This window comes from Burkholderia sp. Ac-20353, assembly GCF_017104785.1.
Lineage (GTDB): Bacteria > Pseudomonadota > Gammaproteobacteria > Burkholderiales > Burkholderiaceae > Burkholderia.
Window position 1 is genome coordinate 1 of record NZ_JAAGPL010000260.1, and the last position, 10,127, is coordinate 10,127.

Here is a 10,127-nt window from a genome sequence, read left to right on the forward strand (position 1 = left end):
GACCGTGCTCGATGCGGCGCCGCGGTTACTCGGCCGCGCGGTGCCGGCGTCGATCGCGGCGCGCGTGCACGCGCTGCATGCGCAGCATGGCGTGCAGATCCGCGTGAACCGGATGCCCGTCGCGATCGCGCGCGCGGCCGACGGCGCGCTGGCCGTCACGCTCGACGACGGCGGCACCCTCGTTGCCGATACGGTCGTGGTCGGTATCGGTATCGAGCCTGCCGACGAACTCGCGCGCGACGCGGGCCTCGCAGTCGATCGCGGCATCGTCGTGAACGCGCGGCTCGAGACGTCGGCGCCCGGCATCTACGCGGCCGGCGATGTCGCGGTGTTCCCGAGCGGCCTGTCGGGGCGGCCGATCCGGCAGGAAACCTGGCACGGCGCCGAGACGCAGGCGCGCGTCGCCGCGCGCAACATGCTTGGCGCCGACGAGCCGTATCGCGAAGTGCCGTGGTTCTGGTCCGATCAGTACGACGGCCAGTTGCAGGTTGCCGGGGAGCCGGCGCTCGGCGAGCAGGTGGTTGCGCGCACGCTTGGCGACGAAGACGAGATCCATTTCCACTTCGACGGCGGCGGTCGGCTCGTCGCGGCGAGCGGCTTTGGTCGTGCGTCCGGATTCGCGAAGGAGATGAAGCTCGCGCGGATGCTGGTCGAACGCGGGGCGGCGGTCACGCCGGCGGCCGTCGCGGATACGAGCGTGAAACTGAAGGCCCTGTTGTCGGGCTCGACTGGCGGGTAGGACGCGCGCGGCATGTAAAACAGCCCGCGGCCTTCCGGCGCGCGGGCTGTGTTGCGTGCGCAGTACGAACGATCGCGTCAGTGCGGCACGTGCAGCGTCAGGTACAGCCCGGCCGCGAGCGAGCCGCCGATCAGCGGGCCGATCACCGGAATCCACGCATAGCGCCAGTCGCTGTCGCGCTTGCCGGGGATCGGCAGAAGCGCGTGCATGATGCGCGGCGCGAGGTCGCGTGCGGGGCTCATCGCATAGCCGGTCGGGCCGCCGAGCGAGATGCCGATGCCGAGCACGAGCAGGCCGACGGGCAGCGCGTCGAGCGCGCCGAGCCCGACCTGCGGTGACGCGAGGTACAGCACGCCGAGGATCAGCACGAACGTGCAGATCGCTTCGGTCAGCACGTTGTGCCGGACGCTGCGGATCGCGGGCGCGGTGCAGAACACCGCGAGCTTCAGGTCGGCATTGGTTTCCTTCGCGAAGTGCTGGCGATACGCGAGCCACACGATCAGCGCGCCCGCCATCCCGCCGAGCATCTGCGCGAGGATGTAGCCGCCGACCTTCGACCACGCGAACTTGCCCGCTAGCGCGAGGCTGATCGTCACGATCGGGTTCAGGTGCGCGCCGCTGAACGACGCGGTCACGTAGACGGCGACGAATACGGCCATCGCCCAGCCCCACACGATCACGATCAGGTCCGCGCCCTTGCCCTTGGTGTTGGCGAGCAGCACGTTCGCGACCGCGCCATTGCCGAGCAGCACGAGGATCGCGGTGCCGATGAATTCTGCGAAATAAGGTGACATGTTGTCTCTCGTATGTCTTGGCGGACTCGCGCATGGCGCGGTCCGCCGGTCGTTGTTGTATTCGTTACGGATATCGAACGGTTACTGCGCGTCGTCGGCCCACGCCTTCGCGGCGCGCACCGCGCGCTGCCAGCCGGCCATGCACTGTTCGACCTGCTCCTTCTGCATCGACGGCGAGAAGCGGCGGTCGAGCTGCCACTGGCTGCGCAATTCGTCGAGGTTCTTCCAGTAGCCGATCGCGAGACCCGCGAGGTAGGCCGCACCGAGCGCAGTCGTCTCGGTGATCTGCGGGCGCACCGCGTCGACGCCGAGCAGGTCCGCCTGGAACTGCATCAGCAGGTTGTTCGCGCTCGCGCCGCCGTCGACGCGCAGCTCGCCGACGCTGATGCCCGAATCGGCCTCCATCGCCGCGAGCACGTCGAGCGACTGGTAAGCGATCGAATCGAGCGCCGCGCGTGCGAGGTGCGCGGACGTCGTGCCGCGCGTGACGCCGAACAGCGAGCCGCGCGCACGGGCGTTCCAGTGCGGCGCGCCGAGGCCGGCGAACGCGGGCACGAGGTACACGCCGTCGGTGTGCGGCACGCTCTCGGCGAGCGCTTCGATCTCGGCCGCGCTCTTGATGATGCCCATCCCGTCGCGCAGCCACTGCACGACCGCGCCCGCGATGAAGATGCTGCCTTCGAGCGCGTACTGCACGTCGTCGCCGATCTGCCACGCGATCGTCGTCACGAGGTTGTTCTTCGACTCGATCGGCTTGTCGCCGGTGTTCATCATCAGGAAGCAGCCGGTGCCGTAGGTGTTCTTCACCATGCCCGACGTCGTGCACATCTGGCCGAACAGTGCGGCCTGCTGGTCGCCCGCGATGCCCGCGAGCGGGATCTTCGATGCGAACACGGTGGTCTTCGTGTGGCCGTAGATTTCCGACGACGCCTTCACTTCCGGCAGCATGCTGCGCGGGATGTCGAGCAGTTCGAGCAGCTCGTCGTCCCACTGGCGCGTATGGATGTTGAACAGCATCGTGCGCGACGCGTTCGTCACGTCGGTCACGTGCAGCTCGTGCTTCGTGAAGTTCCACACGAGCCAGCTGTCGACGGTTCCGAACGCGAGTTTGCCTTGGCGCGCCTTGTCGCGCGCGCCCGGCACGTTGTCGAGAATCCAGCGGATCTTGGTGCCGGAGAAGTACGAATCGATTGGCAGGCCCGTCTTCGCGCGCACCTTCGCTTCGAGCCCCTGTGCCTTCAGCGAATCGCAGAAATCGGCCGTGCGGCGGTCCTGCCAGACGATCGCGTTGTAGACGGGCTGGCCCGTCTCGCGATCCCAGACGATCGTCGTCTCGCGCTGGTTGGTGATGCCGATCGCGGCGATCGACGTGCCGTTCAGGCCCGTGCGCGTGACGGCCTCGGCCGCGACGCCTGCCTGGGTCGACCAGATTTCCTGCGGGTCATGCTCGACCCAGCCGGGTTGCGGGTAGATCTGCTCGAATTCTTTCTGCGCGATCGACACGATGTTGCCCTGGCGATCGAACAGCATCGCGCGGGAGCTCGTCGTGCCCTGGTCGAGCGCGAGGATGTACTGATCCTGCATGTCTCTCATCTCCATCCGTGATTGGCTTAGTTGTGATGCGCGCCGCACGAGGCGGCGCGTTTGGGTGAGGCTGATTGCGTGAATCTGATACGCGGTCAAGCGTGATGCGCGTGACGCGCGGCGAACCACGCGTCGAGCGCGGCCGTCACGTCGTCGAGGGTGCCCGGCGCGACGTGCAGCCCGAGCTTCGAACGGCGCCACAGCACGTCCTGCGCGCAGGTCGCCCATTCGACGTCCCGCAGGTAGCGCAGTTCGGCTTCGTGGATGCCCGGCGCGATCACGAGGCCGAGATCGGCCAGCGACTTCGCGTGGCCGACCACGCGTTCGGCGCGCGTGCCGTACGCGCGCGCATAGCGGCGCGCGAGCGTGGCGGGCAGCCACGGATGACGCTTCGCGAACTGGTCCGCGAATGCGTCGAATCTTGCATTGGCGATGTCGCCGCCCGGCAGCGGTGCACCGGCCGTCCACGGCTTGTCGTCGCGGCCGAGCGCGCGTGACAGCAGGTCGCCGGCTTCCTCGGCGAGCTTGCGGAACGTCGTGATCTTGCCGCCGAACACCGACAGCAGCGGCGCACCGGCGCCATCGTCCATCTCGAGCCGGTAGTCGCGCGTGACGGCCGACGCACTCGCCGCGTTCTCGTCCTCGAGCAGCGGGCGCACGCCCGAATACGTCCAGTGGACATCGGCCGGCGCGATCTTGCGCTTGAAATAGCGGTTGATCGAATCGCACAGGTATTGCGTCTCGTCGCGATCGATCGCGACCTTCGCCGGATCGTTCGTGTACTCGACGTCGGTCGTGCCGATCAGCGTGAAATCGTGCTCGTACGGAATCGCGAAGATGATCCGCTTGTCCGGATTCTGGAAGATGTACGCGTGGTCGTGATCGAACAGGCGGCGCGTGATGATGTGGCTGCCCTTCACGAGCCGCACGCTGTGCTGTGCGCCGCGGCCGAGCGCGCCGTGCAGCACTTCGCCGACCCACGGGCCGGCCGCGTTCGCGATCGCGCGGGCGCGCACGACACGGATCGAGCCATCCGCGAGCTGGAGCCGCGCTTGCCATTCGTCACCGGTCCGCTCGGCGGACACGAGCTTGGTGCGCGTCAGGATCTCGGCGCCGCGCTCCTTCGCGTCGAGCGCGTTCAGCACGACGAGGCGCGCGTCGTCGACCCAGCCGTCGGAGTACACGAAGCCGCGCTTGATCGAATCGATCAGCGGCGCGCCGGCCGGATGGCGGCGCATGTCGATGCCGCGCGAGCCGGGCAGCAGCTCGCGCTTCGCGAGGTGATCGTAGAGGAACAGGCCGATGCGGATCAGCCACGCGGGCCGCAGGTTCGGCATGTGCGGCATCACGAAGCGCAGCGGCCACATGATGTGCGGGGCCGCGCGCAGCAGCGTCTCGCGTTCTTGCAGCGCCTTGCGCACGAGCCCGAATTCGTTGTACTCGAGATAGCGCAGGCCGCCGTGAATCAGCTTCGTGCTGCACGACGACGTGTGCGACGCGAGGTCGTCCTGCTCGCACAGGACGACCGACAGGCCGCGGCCGGCCGCATCCCGCGCGATGCCCGCGCCGTTGATGCCGCCGCCGACGACGAGCAGATCGTAGCGATTCGGTTGAGTCACCTGCTGTCCTTATCGTCTGATGGAAGTTAGCGAACACAAAATGTTCGAATTCGAAATTTAGCGAACGAATTCGAAAAAGTAAAGTTCGAAAAAAGAGGGGCAGGTGGCGCGGCGCGCGATCCCGGACGATACTTGTCGGATCGACCGTTTCGTGAGGTGAGTCATGCGTATTGGGATGTGGGCCGGCGCGCTGGCCGTGATGCTGGCGGGCTGCGGCGGCATGCCGCCGCTCGGCGGGAGCTGGCGCGCGCCGTCATTCGCGGATCTGCAGACGTCGTGCGGCGGCACGGCACGCGACTGGGGCGTGGATGCGCAGCCCGTCTATTCGATGCTCTACGACGCGTATGTCGCGAAACGCTACCGCGGGCTGTCGGAGCCGGACTATTGCACGTTCGTAAACGAACTTTCGGTGCGTTATGCGGCGCCGGGCGCACCGGCGCGGGCCGGCTGGGTCACGTATTTCAACGATGCGCGCGCGAAGGCGGTGAGCTGGCGTGCAGCCGTCGACCCGACGCTGCGCGGCGGCTGAGCGTCGTCGATTGAACGAGGCGGGGAGCGGCGCGCGGCCGGGAGCCGGCCGGCGCGGTCAGGTCAGTCAGGAATAGCGGTATTTGATGGAGCGCAGCGCCGCGTCGCCCGTTTCGGTTACGCAGTATTTGCGTCCCGATCCGAGCCCTTCCAGGCGGACGAGTTGCTGCTCCAGCAGCGCGTCGAGTTCATCGCGTTCCATGTTGGCCTGATCGGGAGCGTCCTTCACAAGCAATAGCGTGGCGAATTCATGCGGACTCAGCATCGTTCTCTCCATGGCAATCGGACTGCCCACACCTTAGGCCCAGGGGGCCGGGGCGTGATACCCAGCGGGGTATGGCTTGGGGGGAAAAGCTGTAATTCGCCGGTCCAATGTTTCACCCGCGCTTTGGCACGAGCGGGGCGGGCAAACGGGCCGGGGAACTGGAGTCTAGTCGAGCGCGCGGGCAACGCCAAATCGTGCCCCATTAATTTTCAGTTTGACACGCAGGCCCGCTGCAAGCGGTTGGGCCGAACCGCCAACTTCTTGATTTCACTTGAAGTTTTGGGTGCGGCGCAGCATGGCGCCGGTCATTCCCGCCGCTCATTCCCGTCGGCTATTCCGCCACGTACACCTGGGTGCCCGCGGCGGCGATCGTCTCGTCCATCTCCGGCGGCAGCGGCTTGTCGGTGAACAGCGCGTGCACCTGGCTCAGGTGGCCCTGGCGCACGAGCGCCGGCCGGCCGACCTTCGAGTGGTCGGCGACGAGGTAGACGGTGCGCGCGTGCTGCATGATCGCCTCGGCGACGCGCACCTCGCGCGTGTCGAAGTCGCGCAGCGTGCCGTCAGTCTCGATCGCCGACGTGCCGATGATCGCGTAGTCGACCTTGAACTGGCGGATGAAGTCGATCGCGAGCTCGCCGACGATCCCCTTGTCCCACGGCCGCACGATGCCGCCCGTGATCAGCACTTCGCAGTCCGGGTAGCCGCTCATCATCGACGCGACATTCAGGTTGTTCGTGATCACGTGCAGCCCGTGGTGGCGGTTCAGCGCGCGCGCGACTTCCTCGGTCGTCGTGCCGAGGTTGATGAACAGCGATGCCTGGTCGGGGATGTGCGACGCGGCGAGCGCCGCGATGCGCCGCTTCTCGTCGTGGAACATCCGCTGCCGCGCGGTGTACGACACGTTCTCGGAACTCGTCGGCAAGCTCGCGCCGCCGTGGTAGCGGCGCAAGAGGTTCAGGTCGGCGAGCCAGTTGACGTCGCGGCGGATCGTCTGCGGCGTCACGGCGAAGTGCGCGGCGAGATCGTCGACGGTCACGAAGCCGTCGCGCTGCACCCATTCGAGCAATTCCTGCTGGCGCGCGTTGAGGGTGAGGCGGGGATCTCGGGTCATGTCGGCGGCGAAGTCGTGAAGACAGAGCGGCTATTGTAAGGGTGTTCGGGCAGCATGCCGGACGCGGCCGGACGCGACGGCATGGAGAATTCATGTGCAAAGTGCATGGATTCATGTGACAAATGAATTTGCGTGATCGCGCCGATCGCGCTGCAATGGCGGATTGTCCGCGTTCGCGCGCTCACGCAGTTTCCGACGAGGTGGAACCGATGACCGGCTTCAACTGGCACAACCCGTATCCGACGACGCGCATTCCGGTGTTCGCGCGCAATGTGGTTTCGACGTCGCATCCGCTGGCCGCGCAGGCGGGCCTGCGGATGCTGTGGAAAGGCGGCAACGCGGTCGATGCGGCGCTGGCCGCCGCGGCCGCGATCACGGTCGTCGAGCCCGTGTCGTGCGGGCTCGGTGGCGATGCGTTCGCGCTCGTGTGGGACGGCGGGAAGCTGCACGGGTTGAACGCGTCGGGCGTCGCGCCGGCCGCGTGGAATGTCGATTATTTCCGCCGGCGTCACGGCGACGGAGCGCCGGGCCTGGCACGCAAGCCGACGCGTGGCTGGGACACGGTCACCGTGCCGGGCGTCGTCGCGGGCTGGGAAGCGCTGCACGCGAAGTTCGGCTCGCTGCCGTTCGCCGACCTGCTCGAGCCCGCGATCGAGATCGCCGAGCGCGGCTATGCGGTGCCGCCGATCGTCGCGCGCAAGTGGGCGGCCGCGGTGCCCGAGCTGCAAGGCTTGCCGGGCTTCGCCGACACCTTCATGCCGCGCGGGCGTGCGCCCGAAATCGGCGAGCGCGTGTGTCTGCCCGGGCATGCACAGACGCTGCGTGCGCTCGCGAAGGACGGCGCGCGCGCGTTCTACGACGGGGCGCTCTCCGAACGAATCGCTGCGTTCGCGCGCGACGGCGGCGGCGCGCTCACCGAAGCCGACCTGCGTGCGTACCGGCCGGAATGGGTCGAGCCGATCGGCAAGCGCTTTCGCGGCCGCACGATCCACGAGATCCCGCCGAACGGGCAGGGCATCGCCGCGCTGATCGCGCTCGGGATCGCCGAGCATGCGGGCGCAACCGAATGGCCGGTCGACTCGCCGGAATCGCAGCATCTGCAGATCGAGGCAATGAAGCTCGCATTCGCGGACGTCTACCGTTACGTCGCCGACCCGCGCGCAATGGACGTGACGCCCGCGCAGATGCTGGACGACGCTTACCTCGCCGAACGCGCGAAGCTGATCGACCCCGCGCGAGCGACGCACTTCGCGGCCGGCCGGCCGCATTCGGGCGGCACGATCTACCTGTCGGCGGCCGACGAGCGCGGGATGATGGTGAGCTTCATCCAGTCGAACTACATGGGCTTCGGCTCGGGTCTCGTCGTGCCGGGCACCGGGATCGCGTTGCAGAATCGCGGGCACGGCTTCTCGATGGACCCTGCGTCGCCGAACGTCGTCGCGGGCGGCAAGCGGCCGTTCCATACGATCATCCCGGCCTTCGTCACCGAGGAGGTCGACGGACGCACCGAGGCCGTGATGAGCTTCGGCGTGATGGGCGGCGACATGCAGCCGCAAGGCCATCTGCAGACCATCGTGCGGATGCTCGGCTACGGCCAGCAGCCGCAGGCCGCATGCGATGCGCCGCGCTGGAAGGTCAACCGCGACTTCTCGCTCGACGTCGAGTCGAGCATGGACCGTGCGACGGTCGATGCGCTCGCCGCGCGCGGCCATGCGATCAAGTCGATTGACGATCCTTACATGGATTTCGGCTCCGGCCAGTTCGTGTGGCGGCTCGATCGCACCGATCCCGAGCGCGGCTACGTGGCCGCGAGCGACAGCCGGCGCGACGGGCTGGCGGCCGGTTTCTGACGGTTCGCTTCCACGTGCATGCGCAACGGGCGGCCGAATGGCCGCCCGTTTCGTTTGTGCGGCCGGGCTCGAAGGACTCGTCTAACGAACGGCAATATGCGTCGCGGAACTGCGCGTGTCGAGTACGGTCAGTGCTTTGAAGCACGAACATCAAAGTCCGGCTAAGATTCCAGAATGGTCCTGGCCGGACCGATTCCTACAACATCAAGCAATAACGCCGCCTCCGGGGCGGCCGCTGCCCATGCCGCATACGTGGGGCGGCTGCCGGATGGGGCGCCTGGGAGCGCAACACCATGCAGACTGAAACGACGCATGTCATGCCGTGGCGAATCGAGGACATCGACCTGAACCGGATCGATCGTCAGCGCGCCGCCGCGAACGAGGATCTGCTTTTGCTGCTGTGCGCGGCGTCGTTCATCGAAAGCGGTTCGGATCTCTACACGAGCAACCTGAGCGAGTTCTTCAACGACGATCCGGAAGTGTCGGCGTGGCTCAACAATGCATGGGAGCACGAAGAATTGCAGCACGGCCGCGCGCTGAAGGCCTACATCGGGCACGTGTGGCCGGAGTTCGACTGGGATACTGCGTTCGCGAACTTCTTCGACGAGTATTCGAAGACCTGCTCGATCGACGCGTTCGAGAAGACCCGCGCGCTCGAGATGGTCGCGCGCTGCGTCGTCGAGACGGGCACCGCGACGCTCTATCGCGCGATCAACGATTGCTCGGACGAGCCCGTGCTGAAGGAAATCACCGACAACATCCGCACCGACGAAGTGCGCCACTACAAGCACTTCTTCAAATATTTCAAGAAGTACAACCAGCTCGAGGGTAACGGCCGGCTCGCGGTGCTCGGCGCGCTGATGCGCCGCGTGCTGGAGATCAGGAACGAGGATTCGGAGATCGCGCTGCGCCACGTGTTCGCGATGCGCTATCCGGGCCGCATCGGCGACACCGAATACAACCGCGCGCGCGCCGCGCGCGTCAACGCGCTCGTGCGGCGCAACCTGTCGGCGGACATGTGCATCAAGATGCTGCTGAAGCCGCTCGAGCTGCCCGCGAAGATTCAGCCGGGCGTCCACTATCCGCTCGTGAAGCTCACGCAGCACGTGTTCTTTCGCTGATCCGTCCACGGCCGCGCCCGTCGCGCGTATGCTGCGGCATCATCCGCTGATCGACGAGGCCGCCCCATCATGACCGATACGCATCGCCACGCACTCGAGCAATGGACGTTCGACGCGTGGCCGCCTGCCGTCGTGTCGCTGTTCGACGGCACCGCGCTCGACCGCAAGGCCGATGTCGCGGTGTCGCTGATCGTCGCGACCGATGATGGCCAGCTGCGCACGACGCTGTTGAGTGTCGGGGAAATCTACGCGCGCGACGCACGCGTGCTGCTGCTCGCGCTATGGCCGCAATCGCGCGCGGCGCGCGCGCTCGCGCAACGTCGCGCGGCCGCACTGACGCTCGTCGCCGACGGCGCGTTCCATCAGGCTCAACTGGAAATCGAACCGCTCGAAGGCGACTTCGGCGGGCTCGCGGGGTTCGCGGCGACGATCGCGCACGGCGATGCGCAGCGCGTCGGCTATGCGCGTCTCGCGACGGGCGTCACGTTCGCGCTGGAAGGGGAGGATGGGGCGCGC

General features: G+C 67.2%; 10 protein-coding genes. 5 read left to right on the forward strand and 5 right to left on the reverse strand.

The genetic code is table 11. The features are described from left to right. Positions 1-739 (forward strand): FAD-dependent oxidoreductase (locus G3N94_RS36970; protein WP_205799179.1); only part of this gene is annotated, 739 nt, incomplete at its 5' end. Between the two features lie 77 nt (positions 740-816). Here G3N94_RS36970 and G3N94_RS36975 read toward each other — a convergent pair. From G3N94_RS36975 to glpD, 3 genes are all read right to left on the reverse strand, one after another. Beyond that, positions 817-1,533, reverse strand: a complete 717-nt coding sequence (locus G3N94_RS36975) for an MIP/aquaporin family protein (protein WP_205799180.1) — start codon at positions 1,531-1,533, stop codon at positions 817-819. Positions 1,534-1,614: 81 nt separating this feature from the next. Continuing rightward, positions 1,615-3,117: a glycerol kinase GlpK gene (glpK, locus tag G3N94_RS36980; protein ID WP_205799181.1), complete on the reverse strand. Its 1,503-nt coding sequence runs from the start codon at positions 3,115-3,117 to the stop codon at positions 1,615-1,617. Between the two features lie 95 nt (positions 3,118-3,212). Then, entirely contained in the window at positions 3,213-4,736 is a 1,524-nt protein-coding gene (glpD, locus tag G3N94_RS36985; RefSeq protein WP_205799182.1) for a glycerol-3-phosphate dehydrogenase, read from the reverse strand. A gap of 163 nt (positions 4,737-4,899) precedes the next feature. Between glpD and G3N94_RS36990 the strand changes: the two genes are divergently transcribed. Beyond that, complete coding sequence (locus tag G3N94_RS36990; RefSeq protein WP_205799183.1) at positions 4,900-5,265, forward strand: hypothetical protein; 366 nt, start codon at positions 4,900-4,902, stop codon at positions 5,263-5,265. A gap of 66 nt (positions 5,266-5,331) precedes the next feature. On the opposite strand, the gene G3N94_RS36995 is transcribed toward G3N94_RS36990, so the two are convergent. Then, complete coding sequence (locus tag G3N94_RS36995) at positions 5,332-5,529, reverse strand: phage tail assembly chaperone (protein ID WP_185732174.1); 198 nt, start codon at positions 5,527-5,529, stop codon at positions 5,332-5,334. 331 nt (positions 5,530-5,860) lie between these two features. Further along, on the reverse strand, positions 5,861-6,640 hold the full coding sequence (locus G3N94_RS37000; protein WP_124598168.1) for a DeoR/GlpR family DNA-binding transcription regulator: 780 nt from the start codon (positions 6,638-6,640) through the stop codon (positions 5,861-5,863). Between the two features lie 209 nt (positions 6,641-6,849). Between G3N94_RS37000 and G3N94_RS37005 the strand changes: the two genes are divergently transcribed. The 3 genes from G3N94_RS37005 to G3N94_RS37015 form a co-directional block, all read left to right on the forward strand. Continuing rightward, a complete protein-coding gene (locus G3N94_RS37005; protein ID WP_205799184.1) occupies positions 6,850-8,490 on the forward strand; it encodes a gamma-glutamyltransferase family protein in 1,641 nt (546 codons plus the stop codon). Between the two features lie 293 nt (positions 8,491-8,783). After that, on the forward strand, positions 8,784-9,611 hold the full coding sequence (locus G3N94_RS37010) for a ferritin-like domain-containing protein (protein ID WP_205799185.1): 828 nt from the start codon (positions 8,784-8,786) through the stop codon (positions 9,609-9,611). Positions 9,612-9,680: 69 nt separating this feature from the next. Beyond that, a partial coding sequence (locus tag G3N94_RS37015; protein WP_205799186.1) for a hypothetical protein occupies positions 9,681-10,127 on the forward strand: 447 nt, incomplete at its 3' end.

Coding starts and splice junctions, on each gene's coding strand:
- G3N94_RS36975 (WP_205799180.1), bottom strand. CDS start 1,533: ATGTCACCTTATTTCGCAGAATTCATCGGCACCGCGATCCTCGTGCTG.
- glpK (WP_205799181.1), bottom strand. CDS start 3,117: ATGCAGGATCAGTACATCCTCGCGCTCGACCAGGGCACGACGAGCTCC.
- G3N94_RS36990 (WP_205799183.1), top strand. CDS start 4,900: ATGCGTATTGGGATGTGGGCCGGCGCGCTGGCCGTGATGCTGGCGGGC.
- G3N94_RS36995 (WP_185732174.1), bottom strand. CDS start 5,529: ATGCTGAGTCCGCATGAATTCGCCACGCTATTGCTTGTGAAGGACGCT.
- G3N94_RS37000 (WP_124598168.1), bottom strand. CDS start 6,640: ATGACCCGAGATCCCCGCCTCACCCTCAACGCGCGCCAGCAGGAATTG.
- G3N94_RS37005 (WP_205799184.1), top strand. CDS start 6,850: ATGACCGGCTTCAACTGGCACAACCCGTATCCGACGACGCGCATTCCG.
- G3N94_RS37010 (WP_205799185.1), top strand. CDS start 8,784: ATGCAGACTGAAACGACGCATGTCATGCCGTGGCGAATCGAGGACATC.